This is a genomic window from Pseudoalteromonas marina, from assembly GCF_000238335.3.
GTDB lineage: Bacteria > Pseudomonadota > Gammaproteobacteria > Enterobacterales > Alteromonadaceae > Pseudoalteromonas > Pseudoalteromonas marina.
In genome coordinates this window covers 347,174-370,351 of the sequence record NZ_AHCB03000006.1, presented here as the reverse complement: position 1 = coordinate 370,351, position 23,178 = coordinate 347,174, and the positions used below count along the sequence as shown (strand labels likewise).

The 23,178-nt window shown below is 40.6% G+C and carries 18 protein-coding genes; 17 read left to right on the top strand and 1 reads right to left on the bottom strand.

The genetic code is table 11. The features are described 5' to 3' along the window. Positions 1–21 precede the first annotated feature (21 nt). From PMAN_RS10590 to PMAN_RS10535, 12 genes are all read left to right on the top strand, one after another. Positions 22–1,323, top strand: coding sequence for a M24 family metallopeptidase (locus tag PMAN_RS10590; RefSeq protein WP_010557009.1), 1,302 nt, complete (start codon positions 22–24; stop codon positions 1,321–1,323). Positions 1,324–1,497: 174 nt separating this feature from the next. Further along, positions 1,498–2,445, top strand: coding sequence for a homoserine O-acetyltransferase MetA (gene metA / locus PMAN_RS10585; protein ID WP_006791480.1), 948 nt, complete (start codon positions 1,498–1,500; stop codon positions 2,443–2,445). Then, entirely contained in the window at positions 2,435–3,505 is a 1,071-nt protein-coding gene (locus tag PMAN_RS10580; RefSeq protein ID WP_010557010.1) for a homocysteine S-methyltransferase family protein, read from the top strand. Before metA ends, PMAN_RS10580 begins: the two co-directional genes overlap by 11 nt. A gap of 10 nt (positions 3,506–3,515) precedes the next feature. After that, positions 3,516–6,149 (top strand): methionine synthase, encoded by a 2,634-nt coding sequence (metH, locus tag PMAN_RS10575; RefSeq protein ID WP_010557011.1) that lies wholly within the window; start codon positions 3,516–3,518, stop codon positions 6,147–6,149. Positions 6,150–6,319: 170 nt separating this feature from the next. Further along, positions 6,320–7,150, top strand: coding sequence for a hypothetical protein (locus PMAN_RS10570; RefSeq protein WP_010557012.1), 831 nt, complete (start codon positions 6,320–6,322; stop codon positions 7,148–7,150). A gap of 15 nt (positions 7,151–7,165) precedes the next feature. Then, positions 7,166–11,854: an RHS repeat domain-containing protein gene (locus PMAN_RS19155; protein WP_010557013.1), complete on the top strand. Its 4,689-nt coding sequence runs from the start codon at positions 7,166–7,168 to the stop codon at positions 11,852–11,854. Between the two features lie 8 nt (positions 11,855–11,862). Next, positions 11,863–12,252, top strand: a complete 390-nt coding sequence (locus PMAN_RS10560) for a hypothetical protein (RefSeq protein ID WP_010557014.1) — start codon at positions 11,863–11,865, stop codon at positions 12,250–12,252. Positions 12,253–12,392: 140 nt separating this feature from the next. Next, positions 12,393–12,716, top strand: coding sequence for a hypothetical protein (locus PMAN_RS10555; protein WP_010557015.1), 324 nt, complete (start codon positions 12,393–12,395; stop codon positions 12,714–12,716). Positions 12,717–12,795: 79 nt separating this feature from the next. Then, the gene (locus PMAN_RS10550) at positions 12,796–13,146 is read left to right on the top strand and encodes a hypothetical protein (RefSeq protein WP_010557016.1); all 351 of its coding nucleotides are present in this window, start codon (positions 12,796–12,798) and stop codon (positions 13,144–13,146) included. A 79-nt stretch (positions 13,147–13,225) separates the two neighbouring features. Next, the gene (locus PMAN_RS10545) at positions 13,226–13,921 is read left to right on the top strand and encodes an aspartate/glutamate racemase family protein (protein WP_010557017.1); all 696 of its coding nucleotides are present in this window, start codon (positions 13,226–13,228) and stop codon (positions 13,919–13,921) included. A gap of 196 nt (positions 13,922–14,117) precedes the next feature. Next, a complete protein-coding gene (locus tag PMAN_RS10540; protein WP_006791476.1) occupies positions 14,118–14,615 on the top strand; it encodes a (2Fe-2S)-binding protein in 498 nt (165 codons plus the stop codon). Then, entirely contained in the window at positions 14,612–16,873 is a 2,262-nt protein-coding gene (locus PMAN_RS10535; protein ID WP_010557018.1) for a xanthine dehydrogenase family protein molybdopterin-binding subunit, read from the top strand. Before PMAN_RS10540 ends, PMAN_RS10535 begins: the two co-directional genes overlap by 4 nt. A gap of 66 nt (positions 16,874–16,939) precedes the next feature. Here PMAN_RS10535 and PMAN_RS10530 read toward each other — a convergent pair whose 3' ends face one another. Continuing rightward, positions 16,940–17,137, bottom strand: a complete 198-nt coding sequence (locus PMAN_RS10530) for a CsbD family protein (protein WP_002958133.1) — start codon at positions 17,135–17,137, stop codon at positions 16,940–16,942. Positions 17,138–17,410: 273 nt separating this feature from the next. Between PMAN_RS10530 and hrpB the strand changes: the two genes are divergently transcribed. The 5 genes from hrpB to PMAN_RS10505 all read left to right on the top strand — a co-directional run bounded on the left by hrpB (position 17,411) and on the right by PMAN_RS10505 (position 23,146). Further along, complete coding sequence (gene hrpB, locus PMAN_RS10525) at positions 17,411–19,837, top strand: ATP-dependent helicase HrpB (protein WP_010557019.1); 2,427 nt, start codon at positions 17,411–17,413, stop codon at positions 19,835–19,837. A 94-nt stretch (positions 19,838–19,931) separates the two neighbouring features. Beyond that, complete coding sequence (locus tag PMAN_RS10520) at positions 19,932–20,396, top strand: nuclear transport factor 2-like protein (protein ID WP_010557020.1); 465 nt, start codon at positions 19,932–19,934, stop codon at positions 20,394–20,396. 109 nt (positions 20,397–20,505) lie between these two features. Beyond that, positions 20,506–21,621, top strand: coding sequence for an HDOD domain-containing protein (locus tag PMAN_RS10515; RefSeq protein WP_010557021.1), 1,116 nt, complete (start codon positions 20,506–20,508; stop codon positions 21,619–21,621). A gap of 9 nt (positions 21,622–21,630) precedes the next feature. Next, complete coding sequence (locus PMAN_RS10510; RefSeq protein ID WP_006791471.1) at positions 21,631–22,182, top strand: heme NO-binding domain-containing protein; 552 nt, start codon at positions 21,631–21,633, stop codon at positions 22,180–22,182. Further along, positions 22,175–23,146 (top strand): sensor histidine kinase, encoded by a 972-nt coding sequence (locus PMAN_RS10505; RefSeq protein ID WP_008132344.1) that lies wholly within the window; start codon positions 22,175–22,177, stop codon positions 23,144–23,146. The genes PMAN_RS10510 and PMAN_RS10505 overlap by 8 nt, the downstream gene beginning before the upstream one ends. The last annotated feature ends 32 nt before the right edge of the window (positions 23,147–23,178 follow it).

Here is a 23,178-nt window from a genome sequence, read left to right as displayed (position 1 = left end):
TAGTAAAAATAAGAAAAACCCATGACTATACAAAAAGTAATAATAATGTTGGCTTTGCTTACGTTATTTACCACAACCCCCAAAGCTAACGCAGTCGATTCTCCTTGGCCCGAAATAAGAAAACAAAGAATAAATAAACTCCTGCCAAACGCTTTAAAAGCAGCTAAGGTAGATGCTTGGCTTATTGTTTGTAGAGAAAATAACATCGACCCATTGGCTGATCATATTGGCTGTGAAAACGCAGGTTCGCCAGCGGCATATTTATTTTATTTTAATAAAGGGGCGTTTCATTCGGTAGCCTACTCACCTTCAAGCGAAGCAAAAGCACTCGACGAGCTAAACATACATGAAAAAGTGATCTCGGTGCCACGCAGTGTGTCTGCGTTAAAATACGCGGCTGAGTTTATAAAAAAACAACCCTTTGAGCGTATAGCAATAAATGTCTCTGATCTTAATGCACAGGCAGATGGGTTATCGCACTCGCAATACAAGCAATTAACTAACTTATTAGGCGCAAAGCAAACAGCAAAGCTCGTATCGTCTGAAGAAGTCGTTTATCAATGGCTTTCAATTAAGTTACCTGCTGAAGTTGAAATAATGAAAGAGGCCGCAATGCTTTCAGCAACGTGGCAAATAGAGGCTTATAAAACTATTATTCCGGGTAAAACCACCGATGCCGATGTAGCTAAATTTTTAAAAGCTAAAATGAAAGCTCGAGGTGTAACCGATGCATGGGCTGCCGACCAAAATCCTAACGTAAATTCAGGCCCTGACCGCGGGCATTCGCATTCTACAAATAAAGTCATTATGCCTGGCGACGTAATTCAAATTGATTTTGGCGTAAAGCTCTACAATCGCTGGGTAAGTGACATTCAGCGTTTTGCTTATGTACTTAAAGAAGGGGAAACCTCTGCACCAGCCAACATTCAGCAATATTGGATTAATGCCCGAGATAGCGGTTTTGCCGCATTTAATGCAATGAAACCCGGCGTAAGGGGGATAGACGTGGATCAAGCTCAAACCGTATTAATGAATAAATACAACTCAGAACCTGTGCCATGGAGTACCGGCCATCCAGTTGGGTATGTTGCACACGATACCGGGCCCAATTTAGGTGGCTCTCGCAGTGCCCAAGTAAGGCCTGCTGCTCATCGTAAACTTAAAGAAGGAATGGTGTTTGCTTTTGATGGCTTTTTTAGTTGGCCTTTAAACAACACCGAGTTTAAAACCATTTCTGTTGAAGAAATGGCTGTAATTACCAAAAACGGCGCTGAGTATTTAATTCCCCCTCAGCAAAATTTAATATTAGTGGGCAATAATTAGTTCATTATTTTAAATGCAGTGAGTTAAGCCTCTTTTTAAGGGAGTGACTCATTGCTTGCCACATACTTAAGTAATAATGAATAAATTCATTTAGACATCTATACATCTAGAGGTTGATATTTTTTGCTTTCAGTTCATAATTAGCACAAGTTTTTATGAGTAGGAGTTAAAAATATGCCAATTACCGTAAAGGATGAGCTTCCAGCCATTGCACGTTTGCGCCAAGAGAACGTATTCGTAATGCCAAAAAGCCGTGCAAAAACGCAAGAAATCCGCCCAATGCGTTTGGCTATATTAAATTTAATGCCTAATAAAGTAGAAACCGAAGTTCAGTTTATTCGCTTACTTGCAAATTCTCCTTTGCAAGTAAACGTAGAGCTGCTGCGCCTAGACACTCACCGTAGCAGTAATAACTCAGAAGAACACCTAGATACCTTTTATCGCTATTTTTCAGAGGTAAAAAATAACAACTACGATGCGCTTATTGTTACAGGCGCACCGCTTGCGCATTTAGAGTATGAAGATGTTGCCTACTGGGAAGAGCTTAAAGTCATTATTGATTGGGCAGAGCAGCACGTTACCTCTACGTTGTTTTCGTGTTGGGCGGCTCATGCAGCGCTATTCCATAGCTACAATTTAAAGCGCGACTTAAAACCCAATAAGCTGTGTGGCGTATTTACTCACCAATGCCACTTTAAACACGGGGCATTAACCCGCGGTTTTGACGATACCTTTTTAGTACCACACTCACGTTATGGGCACATTGATATAAAAAAAATAAATGCGTGTGACGATCTCGTTGTATTAGCAGGCTCTGAGCGAGTGGGTGCTTACTTATTAAAAAACAAATCGGGTAGCCAAGTATTTATAACAGGCCACCCAGAATACGATGCCGACACCCTAAAAGGGGAGTATGAGCGTGATTTACAAAAAAGCCCAGATGCGCCAAAACCTGAAAACTATTTTCCCGATGATGATGCAAGCAAGCAACCGTCAAAAACGTGGCAAAGCCATGCTTTTTTACTTTTTTCGAACTGGTTAAATTACTACGTGTATCAAACCACACCGTATGATATTAATTTAGTTAGCCAAGATGTGAGGACTAACAACTATGCCGAATAATACAGCCGCCAACAAACAAGCCGAACTAAGTGAAGCGCTTAAAGAGCGTATTTTAATTTTAGACGGCGCTATGGGCACTATGATCCAAACTCATAAACTTGAAGAAGAAGACTACCGAGGCGAGCGTTTTAAAGATTGGCACGTGCTAATTAAAGGTAATAACGATTTATTAAGCCTCACTAAGCCAGAGTTAATAACCGATATACACCGCGGCTTTTTAACTGCCGGTGCAGATATTATTGAAACCAATACCTTTAACTCAACCACCATTTCGATGGAAGATTACGACATGGCAAGTATAAGCCGTGAGGTAAACTTAGAGTCGGCAAAACTCGCGCGTGCTATATGTGACGAGTTCACCGCTAAAAATCCAGAAAAACCACGCTATGTAGCGGGGGTTTTAGGGCCAACATCTAAAACCTGTTCTATCTCGCCAGATGTAAACGACCCAGGTTACCGTAACGTAACGTTTGATAAGCTGGTTACTGCGTATGTAGAGTCTACCCTTGCATTAATGGAAGGCGGCGCTGATTTAATACTTATTGAAACCATATTCGACACCCTAAATGCAAAAGCCGCCTCATTCGCAGTAGAAGAAGCCTTTGAGCAAGCCGAGCGCACATTACCCGTAATGATCTCGGGCACTATTACCGATGCCTCAGGGCGTACGCTTTCGGGGCAAACAACCGAAGCATTTTATAATTCTATTCGCCATATAAAGCCTATTTCAATTGGCCTTAACTGTGCCCTTGGGCCAGATTTACTGCGCCAATACGTAGAAGAGCTTTCGCGCGTATGCGAAACATTTACCTCAGTGCACCCCAATGCCGGTTTGCCTAACGAATTTGGTGAGTACGACCTAGAAGCGGGCGATATGGCAGCCGAGATTATAGATTGGGGCAAATCGGGCTTTATTAATATTGTGGGTGGTTGCTGTGGTACAACGCCTGGGCATATTCGTGCGTTTGCTAAAGGGCTTGAAGGGGTGAAACCTCGCGCATTGCCAGAGCTTGATGTTCGCATGCGTTTATCAGGCCTTGAAGCCTGTAACTTAAATTAAGGAGCCGCCAATGACCCAACAAATTGCAGTATTTACCAATGTCGGCGAGCGTACCAACGTAACCGGCTCTGCCATGTTTAAACGCTTAATCATGGAAGAAGATTACGAGACCGCCCTGAATGTTGCCCGCGAACAAGTAGAAAACGGCGCCCAGGTTATTGATATCAACATGGACGAAGCCATGCTGGACTCAAAAGCGGCCATGGTGAAGTTTTTAAATTTAATTGCCTCAGAGCCTGATATTTCTAAAGTACCTATTATGGTCGACTCTTCTAAATGGGAAGTAATAGAAGCAGGCTTAAAGTGTATTCAAGGCAAGGCTATTGTTAACTCAATATCGCTTAAAGAAGGGGAGGAGCCGTTTAAACACCAAGCTAAAATTATTAAACGTTTTGGTGCAGCTGCTGTTGTTATGGCGTTTGATACCGACGGCCAAGCCGACACCGCAGACCGCAAATACGAAATCTGTGCACGCAGCTACAAAATATTAGTCGAAGAGATTGGCTTCCCGCCGGAAGATATTATATTTGACCCTAATATATTTGCCGTGGCCACCGGTATAGAAGAGCACGACAATTACGCCGTAGAATTTATAGAAGGCACACGCCGCATTAAGCAAAACTTACCCCACTGTAAAGTGTCGGGTGGGGTGTCTAATGTCTCGTTTTCGTTTAGAGGGAATAACCCCGTGCGTGAAGCCATTCACTCGGTGTTTTTATACCACGCAATAAAAGCGGGTATGGATATGGGTATTGTAAACGCAGGGCAACTCGCGGTTTACGACGACATCCCCGAGGAACTTCGCAAAGCAGTAGAAGATGTAATCCTTAACACCGACCCCGGTGCAGGTGAGCGCCTTGTAGAAATAGCGCCTAAGTTTTCGGGTATGGCACAAGCCGAACGCGTAGAAGATTTAGAATGGCGCACATGGCCTGTTGAAAAACGCTTAGAGCACGCTCTTGTAAAAGGCATTACCACCTTTATAGATGAAGATACCGAAGAGTGCCGCGCAGCTGCCGATAAACCTATTCATGTGATTGAAGGGCCACTCATGGATGGCATGAACGTGGTAGGGGATTTATTTGGCGCAGGTAAAATGTTTTTACCGCAAGTTGTTAAATCGGCCCGCGTTATGAAGCGCGCAGTGGCTTACCTAGACCCATTTATTGAAGCCGAAAAAGAAGAAGGTGCCACTAACGGTAAAGTGGTTATGGCCACCGTAAAAGGGGACGTGCACGACATAGGTAAAAACATTGTAGGCGTAGTACTGCAATGTAATAACTACGAAGTAATCGACTTAGGTGTAATGGTACCTGCCGAAAAAATACTGCAAACAGCCATTGACGAAAAAGCCGACATAATCGGCCTTTCGGGTTTAATTACCCCATCGCTTGACGAAATGGTACACGTAGCCAAAGAAATGACCCGCCGAGGTTTTGAACTCCCACTTATGATTGGCGGCGCTACTACCTCTAAAGCGCATACTGCCGTTAAAATTGAGCCGCAGTACGACAAAGGCGTAGTGTATGTAAATAACGCCAGCCGTGCGGTGGGCGTGGTATCGAGCTTGTTATCTAAAGAGCTAAAACCAGCTTTTTTAGAAAAAACAAAAGCCGAGTACGTAAAAGTGCGCGAGCAACAAGCGCGCAAAAAACCACGTTCAAAACCGGTTACCATACAGCGCGCTCGCGATAACGCAGCCAAGCTTGATTGGGATAACTACACGCCACCAGTGCCTAAAAAGCTGGGCGTGACCGAATTTAAAAATGTATCAACAGCCACGTTACGTAAATACATAGATTGGACCCCATACTTTATGACGTGGTCAATCGCCGGTAAATATCCGCGCATAATGGACGATGAAGTCGTTGGTGAGCAAGCACGTAGCTTATTTAAAGACGCTAACGACATGCTCGACGACCTCGAAAAGTCAGGTACTTTGCAACCTTTAGGTGTAATAGGTTTATTCCCTGCAAACCGCGTGGGCGATGACATAGAAATTTACACCGACGAAACCCGTAAAGAACTGTTAAACACCTCGTGCCATTTACGCCAGCAAACTGAAAAAACCGACTTTGCTAACTATTGTTTAGCTGACTACATTGCGCCAAAAGGTACACCTGATTACTTTGGCGCGTTTGCAGTAACGGGCGGTTTAGAAGAAGACGACCTAGCCAATGCGTTCGACGCACAGCAAGACGACTACAATAAAATAATGATAAAAGCGGTTGCCGACAGGCTCGCAGAAGCGTTTGCTGAATACCTGCACGAACAAGTGCGTAAAGAGTATTGGGGTTACGCACCCGATGAAAACCTCTGTAACGATGAGCTAATTCGCGAAAACTACCAAGGCATTCGCCCAGCGCCGGGTTACCCTGCGTGCCCAGAGCACACCGAGAAAAAGAAAATTTGGCAGTTACTCGATACCGAAAAACGCATTGGCATGCAGCTCACCAGCTCATATGCAATGTGGCCAGGAGCTGCTGTTTCGGGCTGGTATTTCTCACACCCAGAGGCAAAATACTACGCCGTAGCCGCTGTGCAAAAGGATCAGGTAGAAGACTACGCCAAGCGAACTAATATGACGCTCGCAGAGGCCGAAAGGTGGCTATCGCCTAACTTGGGGTATGAGCCGGAATCATAGCGAAGCGGTCAGTTTTTAGTTGTCAGCTATCAGTAAAAGAAAAACGAGCCAAAATAGGCTCGTTTTTTAGTGCTAGGCTACAGGTTTTATTGTTTATAAGTAATTGTTCGCTTTACTTTCTGTACCTTATTTATGTTATTATGTTTCTTTTTTGTGTACAGAGAGTAAGTGTGAAGATTAAAGTTTTAATAGTATGTTTATTTTTATTGTTTTATGCAGAAGGGGCTAAGGCCAGTGGGGTTTTTAATTTACCACCCTATACAGGCGGGCCAGTATATCCACCAGATCCTATTCCTATAACCCCTACACCTCCAAGCCAAGGGGTAACAGCTCCGACTAATTTTAAATATGTACAAGACAATGATGCCTTAAAGATTTCATGGGATTGGGCATTAGAAGGAGAAATCACGGTACCATCTCCTATATTCCCACCTCAAGGAAGTCTTTACTCGTACGATATGCGTAGCCGTGGTCATTTTAGTTTTAGTATTGATGTTGAAGTATCTGAACTGAACAATAATTCCTACAGGTTAATAAGTAACTCACCACATAATTACTATACCTACAGTTCTTTTCCGTTTTCGACAATTAAATTTAGAGTAAGGGCTAAAAGGGTTAATAATTCTACAGATCAAACTACTTATTCACCCTATTTATATAGCCCAGAAATTAAACGTAAAGTGAAGTTAGGTTCGCCGTATTTTAAGCCAAATGGTGGAGATTTAGTAAAAGGCTCATCATTTGAAATATCTCACAGCTCAGGACAAGTTTGGTTTAGGCTAGTTGAGAAAGAAAAGAGTTGTTACTCATCAGAGCCATGGCTTTTATATTTTGATCCAATATACATAAATAAAAGCAAAAAGGTATGTACTTACGCAACCAAAAGTGGCGACTTAGATAGTGATATACGCTCAGTAATATTTAACGTTATTGAGCCAGGTAAAAGAATAATTTATGTTCACACGGATCTATTAGGTAGCCCTGTGGCTGAGACAAAATAAAGGATTTAAGTAGAAATGAATAATTTGATATGTGGAATACCACTACTTGTCATACTCTTTTTTTCAAGCTCTGTTGAGAGCTTAACAGCAAAAGATTACAAAGGGTTTACTGAACAATACTCTATTGAAAATGGGTATCAAAGTGTAGGCGAGAATATTAACCCTATAAATGGTCAGCTGAGTTACGAATCTATAGACATGCACATTCCTGGTGGAAATGGTATGGACATTTTGATTTCAAGAAGTTTTGGGCAAAGTGAGAGAGTCTGGGGTTTTAACGGTCAAATTGGCAGTATGAGCAACTGGCGCCTGGAGATTCCAAGGATAATAATACCAACTGTACCTTATGGCATAACTAGAGGATGGAGTGCGACCCCTGATAAAGCTGAATACGATAAGCTGATAGATCATGTTAGTACAACTAGAACGGGAATCTGTAACGATCCATACCCTGGTGATGGCCGTGCTTCTACATTAAATAGCGGTGGAATACAGATCGCTAAGAAATATTGGTCAGGCATGACTTTAAAAATACCGGGCCAGTCAGCTCAGCAATTATTCAAAAATACAGACGATGCTCGCTATCCATCAGCTAAATGGGTTACAACTAATGACTGGATAGCAACATGTACGAGTGATGGTAACGGCTTTGTTGTAAAGTCACCAAAAGGTCTTACATATAGAATAGACGTTGTTCAAGCTATTTATAGTCATATTGGCTTAAGTCATCAATTTAATCATACAGGAAATACAACTCTATTTGCTTCAGAAGTAAATAACATTTTTGGGACAGCCATTACCTATGATTATGAATCTCATGGCAACTTTTTTATGCCAAAGAATGATATAGGACATAATGCATCGCATATAAGAGTTCCTTATATAGAGCAAAGGTTGACCAAAATAAATCGTAGTGACGGTACAAATATAGATGTAAATTACTTCTCATCAACACCTAGCAGATATAATGAGAGAATCAAAAATATAGCAGTTGATGGTGGTCAGTCTATTGAATATGGCTATTATGATAATCCGATGGATGGAAGGTATTATTTAAGCGAAGTTACCTCTGGAGAAAAAGTCTGGCGTTATAAATATGGCGAAGTTTCATTGGATGATAAGAAATCATATCGAGATGAAGGTAACCCTCATTACTTCGAATATAATGGTCCTAGACTCCTTACTATGGTTACCCTTCCAAGCGGGGGAACAATATCTTACTCGTATAAAGTATTTAATCGTATGAGGAACGATCCATATAGAGAAAATAGAAAGTTACATTCAAAAGTAGTGAATGATGGTGTTGATAATACTAATACATGGTTTTTTGATTATAAAGATAGCAGCCTTAATTCAAAGAACGTGGTCCAGTTTACAGCAACTCGAGATTTGGACACTTCGATTAAATATTTTTCTGATGATAAATCATTTCAACATGGTAAGTTATTGAGAGAAGTTGTCACCAACTATGATTCGGAGAATGAAGATTCTATTACAAAAGAAATAAACTATACCTATGAATTAATAGCAGACATAGGCGAATTTACTTTCTTGGATTTCCCAGAAGATATAGCTAAATCTTTAACTTCAAAAGTAAGATTAAAAGGACGTATTATTTCGCAAGATGGCGGTATATATAGTACAAGTTTTGAATCTGATGACTTGTATGGGAAGCCAACAAAGATAGAAGAAAGCTTTAGCGGTAAAACAAAATTTACACTGTTATCCTACCAACATGAAACCGGTGATAACTGGTTATTGGGTTTGCCAACATCAGTAATGGTATCTGAAGATGATAGTGAAAACAGCTATCAAACTATTTCAGAGATCACCTACCATGATGATGTAACAGCTAAAGGGCAATATGATGGGTTAGGCTTACCGTTTGAGAAGAAACAGTTTGGGAGATGGGTAAATCGTTATCCTGAATATGATTCGGAAGGAAATATAATAAAAGAGGAATATAATGCGGTTAATAACCAAGGAAATCGATTTGTTTTATTTTCAGATTATAAGTTTGGTATAGCAAAAACGATAAGAAAAATAGCCAGGTATGGCGATGATCATATTACTATGTCAAAGGAGTTGGACGCTAATGGTTGGGAAATAGGAACAACTGATTTAAATGGAAACCAAACGAGTTTTTCATACCACTCTAGTGGTGCTATTCAAGCTGTAAGTTATTCTAATGACGAAAAGTTTGGTAATGATTGGTATGGTAAATTTTTCACTTGGGACTATTCAGACGGTACAAGCCCTAAACGGATTGTCAAATATTGTAATTTAGATCTTGAACTAAGTAGCTGCGAGAGTGAGCCTGTTTACTCTGTAACCGAGATATTTGATGGTTTGATGAGGTTAAAACAACTTGTTCAAACAGATGGTACAGATACGCGTTATAAAAACTTTAACTACGATTATAATAACCAGAAGATTTTTGAATCATTTTGGTCATCTTCAAAAATAAATTTAAATGGTATAGAGACTATTTACGATGGGTTTGGTCGTATTAAAGAAGTTTCTACTAGTGGTTTAGGTCAAGTCACCTATGCATATTTAGCCGGTAATAGAATTCAAGTTACCGACGCAAAAGGAAACACTACCACTACTTCGTTTCAAGCATTTGGCTCTCCTAATTATGATGTAATAACTAGAATTGAATCACCGGAAAATGTCACAACAACAATTGATGTTGATGTTTATGGACACGTAAATTCAATTTCTCAAAATGGTTATACTAGCGATGCTAACTTGAAAACTTTTCATGAAAATCGTTACTATGATGATTATAAACAATTATGCCTAGTAACTCGTGAGGATGTTGGTAACGTGCTTTATAAACACAATGCTTTAGGTGAATTAGTTTGGAGTAAACCTGGAGTTGATGATACTGAATGTCGTATTTCAGAACCAGAAAATAGTACCACCTTTAGTTATGATGGTCACGGCGAATTACATAAAGTTGACTACCCAGATAACTCGGGAGACGTGATTTACGAACGGGATAACAATGGTAACATTTTGACTTTAGAAGCTGGCAGCGTAGTTCATCGTTACGAATACAATAATCAAAACCTTCTTGAAGAAGAACAATTATTTGTTGATGATGAAACACCTCTAATGCTTGATTATAAATACAATGATTTACAACAGCTAGAGCACTTAGGTTACCCCGATGGAACTATTGTAAATTTCCAGCCCAATAGTTTTGGTGAGCCAACAGAAGCGCAAAGTTATGATGGTGGAACTGTTGCTTTAAGCTTTGCTAAAAGTGCTACATATTATGCAAATGGTTTGTTGAAATCATTTACATATGGCAACGGTGTAAAACATGAAACAACAATACACACAGATAGTTTACTGCCAAAACGCTTAAAAGATACAGGCGCCGGTGGCAGTAATCTACCTAGTACGGTTATGTCATTGACTTATGATTACGATAATAATGCGAATGTTACCTCAATCATTGATGACCAAAACCCTAAATATAGTTTGACGAATTTAGAATATGATGGCCTAGACCGCCTAACAAGCACCACTGGTGGCTCTGAAATCGGCTCGAGTGAAATGCATTACGATGGGTTTGGAAACATCACATACTATAAAAGTAAAAATAAAACACTTACCTATGAATATGATTATGCTAAAAATCGCTTATTTAAAGTGAATGGCGTAAATGGCCAATACGGCTCAATAGGTTATGATGATCGAGGGAACATCAATGATAATGGCGCATATACGCTTAACTTTAACCGTGCTAACCAACTTACCACTGCAAAAGGCAATAGCTATCTATATGACGGGCATAATCGCCGAGTAAAACAAACTGACATCAATGGTACAAGTTATTCAATGTACAGCCAAGGTGGTACATTACTGTACAGAGAAAAAGGTGACACCATAACCGGTGAAGGTACTAACTATATTTACTTAGGTAAAAAACTCATAGCTAAATATGGTGATGTAACATCGCAAAGCATAGATGAAAGCCGACAGCATGCTCGTCCATTTGGTGAAACGATAGAAGCCCCCAAAGATGATGTGGGGTACACAGGGCATAAATTCGACACCGACTTAGGGTTGAGTTATATGCAGGCACGATACTATGATCCAGTTATCGGGCGTTTTTATTCGAATGATCCGGTAGAATTCTTGGGGCACCAAGAAAGTGGAAATGCCGTGCACGGTTTTAATCGCTACGTATATGCTAATAATAATCCACATAAATTTATTGACCCCAGTGGTGAAGAGCCAATTGGTATAAATGTAGGCGGTGGTTTCACTTTCTTTGGTAAAGGTAGTGCGAGTTCAATGATACTGTTTGACTCTGATACTTTAGAGTTGGCTTATGTCGCAAATAAAGAGCTAGGAGCCGGTGCAGGTAAAGGATTTGGCCTATTCTGGAACGCAGTTTGGACAAGTGATGATGTGACTATCGATGATTTTGGTGGGTATGGTTTAGCATTGAGTGGTTCAGGGGCTAATGTAAATGGCTCTATAGGTTTACCAGCATCACACCATGGTGTCGATGCCGCGCGAGATATATTTCATGGAAAGCGAGAGCCTACCGAAGGGATTATAAGAGAGTTCGGTTTATCCTTAGGGGTAGGCGCAGAAGCTGGAATAACAGGTACCTATGGAGAAGTTTATAAAACAGATGTATTAGCCGATATAGTTACCGGAGTTAGTGCTTGGTTTGAGTAGGATATTTAATGATAGTTTTTTTAGTAATAAGTTCGATCATAGCAGATTATTTATTTTTCGGTCTTTTGGCTCTTCTTGTAACCAGAAACCGAATAAATACTAATTTTGAAAAGTTGATAAGATGTGCTGGTTGTTTTACTTATAACAACCAAGGAAAAATTAATTATTTCTCAGGTTCATTTTCTAAAGTGGGCTTTAAGAATAAAGAAATTATAATTGGTATTACGAAGTTGTCATACCATAAAAAACTTTCTAGTATTAAAGCAATTGAAGTCAAAAATTATTTGGTATGGAAATGCTTAGTAATTAATTTAGACAGTGGTGAAAGTACTAAGATATTTTGTGATGCAAAACAAATTAAAGAGCTTAGTAGCTATTTAGATAATTTAATAGTTTAGTTTCGATTTTCAGTTTAAAGCCTCACTCTGTGTTTACCTGAAGGTTGCACTCGTGGGGCTTTTTTTGGCTCTGGTAACTTGAGTTTGTTTTCAAGGCAGGCTAAGCGGCTCATTGAAAAAATCTGTTCGGAGAAAAAATAATGGGGTCAAAAAAAATGGGGTCGCGTCTTGCCTTTTGCCTGTCAACTATCTGGGCTTTACTAATTCTTGCTTCTGGAATGGTATTTATTGTTCTCAAAAAAGGGAGTGTACATCCATTTTCGCTAGTTTTGGCAGTACTTGGCCTTTGTAGTTATGCTTTTTGGCATTTATGGGCTGTATCTAAGAGAAAAGTTAATCAAATAACTACTTTAGCCATACTCAATTTATTAATAGGTGGGAATATTGCAGGCTGCGTAATAATGTTTTTTATTCGCCAATCTGCAGTTAAAGAAAGAGCTTTAATAAACAAAGAAAAGCTTTAAATACTGGTTTTTTATCTCAACCTCAATTAACGCATTTGGTTAATTTCCTGTTTAAGTTTAAATAATTTAAAGGAATAAAATGAAATTTATACTCTGCATTATGATATGGGTTGCAAGCTCATTATTGGCATACGCTCAGCCTATAGAAACAGTCACTGCACAAAATGAGCAAAGTGAAAAAATTATGCTATTAACTAAAAAGGTCAATGAGTTAGAAAGTAAGTTATCGAGCTTGTCTTACGACACAGAAAAGTTAGAAGAGGAATTTAATCGTAGTGCATTGGCTGTATTCTTTTTTGCTTTTTTCAGTGCTTGGTGGGCTAAATCTACAGGTCGAAGTGCTTTACTTTGGTTTGTTCTTGGCATTTTCTTTAATTTTATTACCGCTATTGTAATCGTTTGTAAAACCGAACGAGGCATTAAAAAATAGCTATAGCTTAATCCCTCAGCTAATCAAGATATTTTAGGATGACTGCTTAGTTCTTTTAGTAAACTAAAAAGGCAATTTTATGAAAACGATTGGCATGCTTGGTGGTATGAGTTGGGAGTCAACAGCCAGCTATTACAAGGCTTTAAACGAAGGCGTTAAACACTCATTGGGCGGGCTACATAGTGCCAAAATTTGTATGATAAGTGTTGATTTTGCCGAAATTGAAACGCTGCAGCATCAAGGTGATTGGCAACAAACAGCTAAGTTACTTACCGAGGCGGCTAAATCGGTAGAGGCTGGTGGGGCTGATTTTTTACTTATTTGCACAAACACCATGCACAAAGTGGCTGACCATATCGCCAGTAATATTAGTATTCCTATTTTACATATCGCTGACGCAACCGCAGATCAGTTAAAACACGATAAAATAACGCGAGTAGGGTTGCTGGGCACGCAATTTACAATGGAGCAAAACTTTTACAAAGGGCGGTTAACCGATAGGCATAACATTGAAGTGTTAATACCCGAGCCTAATGAGCGAGCGCGTGTTCACGACATAATTTACAATCAGTTATGCCAAGGTATTATTAATGATGAAGCCCGAGCTGAGTTTATAAATATTATTGAGCGTATGTTTGAAAAAGGTGCACAGGCTATTGTTTTAGGCTGTACTGAAATCGCTTTATTAGTAGAGCCGAAACATACAACCGTGCCCCTTTACGATACCACCCAAATTCATGCACAGGCCGCGGTTAAATTAGCACTAACTAAATAACTAGCATTTAGTTTATACATAAAACCGCCATAGGGCGGTTTTTATGTTTAGCGACTTGCCAATGCTTATTAAAGCCACTTACCGATAAAAATTTCAATAAACCAATCCTAAGTGGTAGGCTAAAAAAGTAGCAAGTATTCAAACCGTTCTCGCGCAATAAGGAATTCCTTTAAAGCGCTTTGCCAAGGAGTTAAATATGATCACGCTTACCGTTAATGGTAATAAACATGAGTTTACAGGCGATCCGTCAACGCCGGTGCTTTGGTATCTTCGAGATGAATTAAATTTAACAGGGCCTAAATTTGGCTGTGGTATGGCGCAGTGTGGTGCGTGCACCATACATATTGATGGCGTAGCGCAGCGCTCATGTGTATTACCGGTATCGGCTGTAGTAGGGCGCAATATTACCTCTATTGAAGGGCTAAGCGAGCAAGGCGACCACCCTGTACAAAAAGCGTGGGTTGAGCATAAAGTGCCGCAATGTGGGTTTTGTCAGTGCGGGCAAATAATGCAAGCGGCAAGCTTATTAGCGGCTAACCCCAATCCAACTGATGATGAAATAGTGAGTAATATGTCGGGCAATATTTGCCGTTGTGGCACTTATCCGCGTATTCATAAAGCGATTAAGTCGGCGGCTAAAACCATTGCGGGCGTTGAGTATTTTGACCCAAATGAACAAGGGGAAGAGGTATGAAAAACGACAATACGTACTTTGACCTAAACCGCCGCCAATTTTTAAAAACCAGCGCAATAGGCGCATTAGTATTAGGCACTTATTTTGTAGGCAGTGCACCAAGAGCGTTTGCTGGCGTGTTAGAACAACCCTCTGAGCAAGCAAAGCGCGCTAACTTATTTATAGCTCTGCGCCCCGATGGTATGGTTGAAATAACCTGCCACCGCTCTGAAATGGGCCAACAAATTCGTACAGCCATTGCTCAAATTGTGGCAGACGAAATGGAAGCTGCATGGGATAAAGTAGTTGTTATTCAAGGTAAAGGTGACCCTAAATACGGGGATCAAAATACCGATGGCTCGCGTAGTATTCGCTACAACATGCAGCGCCTGCGCGAAATGGGCGCAAGTGTACGCTACATGATGCAGCACGCAGCTGCTAAATATTGGAAAGTTGAGCCACAAACCTGTAAAGCTAATCAGCACGTGGTTACCCACAGCTCGGGTAAAACGCTTGCCTATAAAGATTTAATAGATCTAGCGCTTGGTATTACACCGCCAGAGCCTGATAAGCTAACACTTAAAACACGTAAAGAATGGCGTTATATAAATACCGGTATGGCGCACATAGATTTAACCGATTTAGTAACCGGTAAAGCCACATTTGCTGCCGATGTACGCGAACCAAAAGCGCTGGTGGCTATTATTGAGCGTCCTCCGGTAGTAGGTGGTGTAGTTAAATCGTTTGATGCCAGCGCCGCTAAAGCAATTAATGGCGTAGTTGATGTTATTGAAATGCCTGTACCAAAAGGTGCGCCGCAATTTCAGCCAAAAGGCGGTATTGCTATTGTTGCTAAAAATACCTGGGCTGCATGGCAGGCGCGTAAAGCACTAAACGTGGTGTGGGATGATGGTAAAAATGGCGATTATAATTCAGAGAGCTTTAAAAAGTCGTTACTGCAAACAGTGAATGAGCCGCAAGCGCATGTGCGCGAAAAAGGCGATACCACCAGCGTATTGGCTAAATCGAGCAATAAATTAGTTGCCGACTATTACGCGCCGCACTTAACTCAAGCACCTATGGAGCCACCTTGCGCCACGGCAATATACAATAAAGACAGTGTAGATATTTGGGCTGCAACGCAAAACCCGCAAGCCGATATGAAAACTGTGGCTGCATTACTGGGTATGGACGAGAGTAAAATTAACGTGCATGTCACCATGTTAGGTGGCGGATTTGGGCGTAAATCAAAACCTGATTTTTCAGCAGAGGCCGCCTACATTTCAATGAAAACTGGTAAACCTATTCGCGTTCAATGGACTCGAGAGGATGATATTCAACACAGTTTTTATCATGCGGTATCGGCTCAACATATTGAAGCGTCACTCAATGAAAAAGGTAATATTGAGGCTTACTTGCATCGCACGGCGTTTTCGCCAATTATGTCTACCTTTCAAGAAGGGGCATCTGCACCTGGTGGCTTTGAGCTAGACCTAGGTTTTACTGATAATCCAATTTTAGCACCCAATATGAAACTGGAACGAGGTGAAGCACCAGCAAAAGCCCGAATAGGCTGGATGCGCTCGGTCACAAATATTTTTCATGCGTTTGCCGTGCAGTCATTTATAAATGAGGCTGCCCACAAGGCGGGTAAAGACTCAAAAGATTATTTATTGGAAACCATTGGGCCAGCGCGTACTATCGATTTTGCAAACCAGAACGCAAACTATAATAACTACGGTGGCGATAAAGCGGTTTATCCACTTGAAACAAGCCGTTTGCGTCATGTTATTGAAAAAGCAGCGAGTATGGCAAATTGGGGGAGAACACTTCCAAAAGGGCGCGGCTTAGGTATTGCTGCGCACCGCAGCTTTTTAACCTATGTGGCTACGGTGGTTGAGGTAGAGGTATCGGACGCTGGTGATTTAAACGTGATTAAATCGTGGGTGGCTATTGATGCGGGTACGGTAGTAAACACCGATACCGTTAAAAACCAAACGCAAGGTGGCTCTATTTACGGTATTACCACTGCAATTAGCGATGGTATTACTTTTGATAAAGGCCGAGTACAGCAAAGTAACTTTCATGATTACCGCGTACCGCGTATGAGCGATTCACCTTTAGAGGTAGAAGTAGAAATAATACAAAGCGATGCACCACCTGCAGGTGTTGGGGAGCCCGCAACACCGGTTTATGCCCCTGCATTGTGTAACGCTATTTTTGCTGCCTGCGGTAAACGCATTAGGCAACTGCCTATAGGTAACCAATTAAAAGCGTAAATAACGTCCTTTTTTAGCCGTTAAACAAAAAAACCGCCAAATGGCGGTTTTTTTAGAAGTTAGCGATTAGTGAGTTTTTTCAAACTCATCTACTTCACGCTCTGCTTCTTCTTTAGATTTACCATACTGCTGCTGGATTTTACCCACTAGCTCTGTACGGCTACCTTCAATTTTGTCTAAATCGTCGTCAGTAAGATCGCCCCATTTTTGTTGCGCCTTACCTTTAAGTTCGTTCCAATTACCTTTCATACGATCGCTGTTCATAAGTTTCTCCTTACTTAGATTTATTTAACGTTCACTATAAAAGGAGCAAGGCGTGTACCAATAAGTTAAATTTAAATTTTGTATTTATAATCATGGTGTTATGCTTTTATTGAGGCAGTAGTAATTAATATAGCGCGCATGTCCTTAAAAAATGTACAGAGCGGTCTGTAATTATTTCTGATTATGATGCCCTTTATAACCACACAGCTTTTGCGGCGCGTTTATTTTTGGTTTTTGTTACAATGCATACAAAGCAATTTTGGGTAAATAGCAGTGCTGCCGGTTCAAAACATATATCAACAACTTCTAACTACATTACAAAGTAACCCTATAACGTTATTACAAGCACCGCCTGGTGCAGGTAAATCAACCTGGTTGCCGCTACAGCTTATGCGCGACGGCCATTTTAAACGTATTGTAATGCTGGAGCCGCGCCGCTTAGCAGCACGTAATATTGCCAATTACTTAGCACAGTGCCAAAACGAAAAAGTGGGCCAGAGTGTTGGTTTGCGAGTACGCGGCGAGAGTAAAGTAAGCAGTAATACGCGCCTTGAAATAGTCACCGAGGGTATGCTTACCCGCATGCTACAAAACGACCCCGAATTAAGCGATATAGATTTACTGATTTTTGATGAATTTCATGAGCGCTCAATTGCAGCCGATACCTCCCTGGCCTTTGCTTTAGAGACTCAAAGTGCACTGCGTGACGATTTAACCATACTACTTATGTCGGCCACCCTTGATACCGAGCGCTATACGCAATTTTTTGATTGCCCAGTTATACAATCAAGCGGGCGAAGCTACCCCATAGACGAAGTATACATACCCATAAAAGATGAAAGTCGATGGTTAGATGCTATACCCTCTTTAATAAAACAAGCACTAAACGAGCAAAGCGGCAGTGCATTAGTATTTTTACCTGGTCAATTTGAAATATCACGCGTACAACAGGCCCTTAATGATTTACCAAGTAATTGCTTAGTTGCCACATTATTTGGCGAACAAGATAAAGCCAATCAGCAAGCGGCGATTGCTCCTGCGCCTGAGGGCATGCGCAAAGTTGTGCTTACTACTAATGTAGCCGAAACCAGCTTAACCATTGAAGGCATTCGCATTGTTATTGATAGCGGTAAACGCCGCGCAGCGAGCTATAACTTAAAAACAGGCGTAACGGAGCTTACAACACAAAGTATATCGCGCTCCTCTGCTGTGCAGCGTGCAGGGCGTGCAGGGCGAATAGAACCCGGTGTTGTTTACAGGCTTGGCTCTAAACAAACATTTGAGCGACGTAATAGCCACGATAGCCCCGAAATACTCACTTCAGACATAAGCCAACTTATGCTGGAGGCAAAACAGTGGGGCGCAAATATTAGCGAACTCACCTTACTTGATACGCCAACAGCGCAGCAATGCACGCAAGCGGCAAACTTACTAACCATGCTTGAAGCCATTGACGGCAAAGGCAAGTTAACCAAATTGGGCAACAACATGCTGGGTTTTGGGGCGGATATTCGCTTAGCGCATATGCTTTTAAAAGCGCAAGCGCTTGAGGCAGAACTCCCTGGTATTTATCGCTTAGCACTTTATTTAGTGGCGCTGCTTGAGAGCCGAATAAACAGCGCCAACGAGCTAAGCTTGGCGCTACATAGCCAACAGCAAAGGCCACACCCAGTATTTAAACAGCAGTTAAAATACTGGCAAAGCCGTTTAAAAGTAACCGACAGTAACAGGGAGCTAAACACCGAGTATTTAGGTTTGCTGGTGGCATTAGCTTACCCCGATCGCATTGCAAAAAAACGCGGTAATGGCTACTTACTTGCCAATGGTGCGGGCGCTGATTTAAACACCGATTACTGGCATAACGATGACTACCTTGCTATTGCAAGCATGGGCGGCCATAAAGGCACGCGTATTTTTGCAGCCACCGCACTTAGCCCATTTGAGCTACAAGATTACTTACCGCATTTGTTTACTTCGCTTACCCGCTGTGAATTTGATGAAAAAACCGCACGCTTTATTCATCAAGACGAAGTAAAGCTCGGCGCTATTACGCTTACAAGCCAACCAAGTAAGCAAAAGCTTGATAAAACCGAGCGCGCTAAAGCGTGGCTTAATTTATTTACCAAGCATGGTTTTGCATTATTTAATGAACAACCCGACGCGCAGCAATTATTAATACGCATGAGTTTAGCCAGTCAGTTTATGACTGATACGTTCCCGGCAATAAGCGAGCAGCAACTTATCAAAACAGCTGATGATTGGTTAGGCGTATATTTACAGGATATAAAAACGCTGGAGCAGCTTAAAAAGTTTAACTACTTTGAAGCACTGCAAAATTGTTTTGACTGGACACAGCAAACAGCCCTAAAAACATTGTTACCGCTTAGGTTAACGGTACCGAGTGGCTCAAATATAAAAATTAATTACCAGTTAGATGGCCCCGCAAAGTTAAGCGTGCGCATGCAAGAAGTGTATGGTTTAACAAGTACGCCAATGCTTGCAAATGGCAAGCTGCCACTGCTTATGGAATTACTCTCGCCAGGTAAGCGTTCATTACAACTTACGCAAGATCTAGCGCACTTTTGGGCTAGTAGTTATCGCGATGTACAAAAAGAAATGAAGGGTCGTTACCCTAAACATTTTTGGCCCGACGATCCAGCCAACAGCGCGGCAACCAATAGAGTAAAAAGCAAAATGTAGGTTTATTAACTTAAAAATATTTGTTTTATTTTTGAGCATATGAATATAGTGTACCTATAAATAAATCAATACTTTTAACTACAAGGAAGAAGTGATGAAACGACTATTTACATTAGCTTTGCTATTAGTGAGTACCTTTTTGGTTGATGCTGAAGAGGCACTGGACTTAAACAAATTTGCACAGCATTACTACAGCGCCATGACCGCAACGCAAGCGCCTAACGCAACTGAAAAAGAGCTTGAAGCCTACCTTAGCTTATTAACGGACGATGTTGGCAGTCAGCACATACCGTATCAAGTAGATGACTCTCGCACTGCCGAGGGCAAAAAACTAATGCGCAAAGGCATGAGCTTTTACTTAGGCGCGCATACCCACTATGAAAGTGAGCTACTCAATACTTTTATATTTAACGATAGCGGTTTTGCGATTCGTTATAAAAACCACGCTAAAGGCATTCACCCACAAAGTAAGCAGCCAATAGAGTACACATCAGTAATGATGGAAGTAATAGAAGTTGAAAACGGTAAAGTGGCGATGATCCGTAAATATCATGAATAAAACCATGCATTTACTTTTTATTAATTAGCGCCTTTGAAAGTAGGGGTATTGATAAAAATATACTACGCTTTAATTATAAACTAGTACGTTATAGCTTTAGGTGTAGTAGATGCATGATTTAAAAATCAATATTCTTATTATTGATGACGACGAACTGCTGTTACGTGCGTTAATACGCACGCTTAACCGTTTATGCCCCAGTGCTCATGTGTGCACAGTTCAAGTTGCTACTCAATTTGAACAGCAAATAAATAACAACGCCTTACCTGATATTATTTTTTGTGATTCGATGATGCAACTTCCCACGGGGAAAAACGTTTTAGAACAAGCTAAAGAGCTCTGCCCATCTGCGCTTAGGTGTTTATTAACAGGTGATATGAGTGGAAATTACCAGCTACAATTAAATAATGTAATCCATTTTCACCTAGTTAAGCCTTTTGCTCAGTCTCATTTAGAGAGTGTAATAAATAGTGCTGTTGTTTTAAAAACACTTCCTATTAGCAGTGAGCATCGCGTTATTTTAGGGCAACTCTCTGAGCTTCCGTTTTTAGGTGAGGTAAAGCAAAACCTACTCAATGAACTTAATAAAAATGAGCCTAATATTTCTATTTTAGAAAAAGATGTTAGGCACGACCCTTTACTGGCTGGTAAAGTTTTACAAATTGCTAACTCGGCTTTTATGGGGTTTGATAGTACTACCTCGAGTGTTAAAGAAGCGATTGTAAGGATTGGCTTAATAAACCTCAGAGCAATTGTGGTTTTTTCAGAGTTATCTCATCAGTTACTTATTAAAAATAAACAAAAAGCAATTAATCACTTAATAGACAAAGGCTATAAAAAAGCAGAGTTATCGCAATCGTTAGCAAAATATATAAAGCAAGATCGCCAAACTCAATTACTCGCATGTGCTGTAGGGTTATTAAGTGTTATAGGTGAGTTAATTACAACGAGTGATCCTCATGGCGACTTAGATAACGAAGTTGTACCTAAGTTTGTGTTAAGTGCTTATTTACTGGCGCTTTGGGGGTTTGACCAAAAAATAGTCGATGCGCAATTGATTGATGAATTACCCTCACAAAAAAGCATATCATTAACCGTGATTCACATAATTGTTGAACATATGTTTTGCAATAATGCGTTTAACTTTAATCTTGAAGAGTTTGATTTTATAGATGACTTAGCGCTATTTCCCGACATAGAGCAATGGTGGTTAAGTAATAAATAAGGATAAAACATGAAAGGCATAATTTTTAGAGGCTTAGAGGCACTGGTTATTGAAAAGTGCGGTATGGCGGCATGGGATGAGTTACTTGAAAAAAACGCCCCTGATGGCCGTGTGTATATTTCTGCACAAAGTTACCCAGATGAAGAGATAATTGGTTTAGCCCAAGATGTAGCGACAGCCCTATCGATGACTATGCCTGAAGTATTAAAAGCATTTGGTGAGTATTTGTTTGGCCACTTAAACAGAAGCCACCCAACGGTTGCGAAAGGCTTTAATAGTTTTGCAGAGTTAATAATGGGGATTGATAAGGTCATTCATGTTGAAGTCGCTAAGCTATACCATGAACCAAACCTACCAGAAATAGAGTCTAAACTGATTGAAGATGGATTTATTTTAATGCATTACCGTTCTAAAAGGCAGTTATGTATGTGCGCAGAAGGGCTTATTTATGGTGCGGCTTCGCACTACGGTATTGATGTTTCTTTAAACCATGTTGAATGTATGCACGACGGCTGCGACAAGTGCGTTATTGAAGTGAAGTATGAGGCTTTAAATGGCTGAAGACGACTATAACTACAAAAAAGCGTATTTGCGTGAAAAAGCGGCAAGAGATCAGTTAGAAGTTTTACTTGAAGATAAAACACGTAAGTTATTTTGCGCTAATCAAGAGTTAAAAGAAAAGCTGAGCATGCTAAAAAGCCAGCAGGTAACCATAATGCAAACCGATAAAATGGCAACACTCGGTACGTTATCGGCAGGCGTAGCACATGAAATAAATAACCCGCTTGCTTATGTAATGAGTAATGTAGAAAGCATTAAGTACTTTAAACCAACACTTCATTCATTAATGCAGATATCTAAGCAGTTCATAGATAAGTCTATCTCGGCTTCAGAGCTTGAAGCACAATTGGTTAAGCTCGACCAAGAAACGAATATAGATTTTATTTTAGAAGATTTAGATGAACTGCTCGGCGACACTCATGAGGGACTTCAACGTATCGCTGCCATAGTAAATAATTTGCTTAACTTTGCCAGACCGAAAAATAACTTATTGGCTATGGCTGATATTACTGAGTCATTAAATGGTGCCATTAAGTTACTCGCCAATCAGCTAAAAAGTTGTCAGGTGGAATGTGATTATGAAGAGCTGCCATTGAGTTATTGTAATTTATCGGCAATTAACCAAGTGTTTGTAAATATACTGCTAAATGCAAAATATGCGTGTGATTTAGTTGATGGCAAGCAAGGTAAAATAGTCATCAAGTTATTTTCAGACGAAAAAAATATTTATATTGAAATTGCTGATAATGGCTGTGGAATGGACGAGCAAACTAAAAGCCATATTTTTGAACCATTCTATACAACAAAACCAGTAGGGAAGGGAACGGGGATGGGAATGGCCATCGTTTATAACGTGCTAAAAGAGCATAATGGTTCAATTGAGGTAGAAAGTGAGCTTGGCGAAGGTACGCTAATGCGCTGTACCATGCCAATAACATTAATGCCGGAATCATCGTTAAACTAATTATATTGGCGCAGAAGAAACCCAAGCACATT

Bases quoted from the DNA above. Each gene is read 5' to 3' on its own strand.
- metH (WP_010557011.1), top strand. From the start codon at position 3,516: ATGACCCAACAAATTGCAGTATTTACCAATGTCGGCGAGCGTACCAAC.
- PMAN_RS10555 (WP_010557015.1), top strand. From the start codon at position 12,393: ATGGGGTCAAAAAAAATGGGGTCGCGTCTTGCCTTTTGCCTGTCAACT.
- PMAN_RS10590 (WP_010557009.1), top strand. From the start codon at position 22: ATGACTATACAAAAAGTAATAATAATGTTGGCTTTGCTTACGTTATTT.
- PMAN_RS10535 (WP_010557018.1), top strand. From the start codon at position 14,612: ATGAAAAACGACAATACGTACTTTGACCTAAACCGCCGCCAATTTTTA.
- PMAN_RS10505 (WP_008132344.1), top strand. From the start codon at position 22,175: ATGGCTGAAGACGACTATAACTACAAAAAAGCGTATTTGCGTGAAAAA.
- PMAN_RS10560 (WP_010557014.1), top strand. From the start codon at position 11,863: ATGATAGTTTTTTTAGTAATAAGTTCGATCATAGCAGATTATTTATTT.
- PMAN_RS19155 (WP_010557013.1), top strand. From the start codon at position 7,166: ATGAATAATTTGATATGTGGAATACCACTACTTGTCATACTCTTTTTT.
- PMAN_RS10550 (WP_010557016.1), top strand. From the start codon at position 12,796: ATGAAATTTATACTCTGCATTATGATATGGGTTGCAAGCTCATTATTG.
- PMAN_RS10515 (WP_010557021.1), top strand. From the start codon at position 20,506: ATGCATGATTTAAAAATCAATATTCTTATTATTGATGACGACGAACTG.
- metA (WP_006791480.1), top strand. From the start codon at position 1,498: ATGCCAATTACCGTAAAGGATGAGCTTCCAGCCATTGCACGTTTGCGC.
- PMAN_RS10510 (WP_006791471.1), top strand. From the start codon at position 21,631: ATGAAAGGCATAATTTTTAGAGGCTTAGAGGCACTGGTTATTGAAAAG.
- PMAN_RS10545 (WP_010557017.1), top strand. From the start codon at position 13,226: ATGAAAACGATTGGCATGCTTGGTGGTATGAGTTGGGAGTCAACAGCC.
- PMAN_RS10540 (WP_006791476.1), top strand. From the start codon at position 14,118: ATGATCACGCTTACCGTTAATGGTAATAAACATGAGTTTACAGGCGAT.
- PMAN_RS10520 (WP_010557020.1), top strand. From the start codon at position 19,932: ATGAAACGACTATTTACATTAGCTTTGCTATTAGTGAGTACCTTTTTG.
- PMAN_RS10580 (WP_010557010.1), top strand. From the start codon at position 2,435: ATGCCGAATAATACAGCCGCCAACAAACAAGCCGAACTAAGTGAAGCG.
- PMAN_RS10530 (WP_002958133.1), bottom strand. From the start codon at position 17,137: ATGAACAGCGATCGTATGAAAGGTAATTGGAACGAACTTAAAGGTAAG.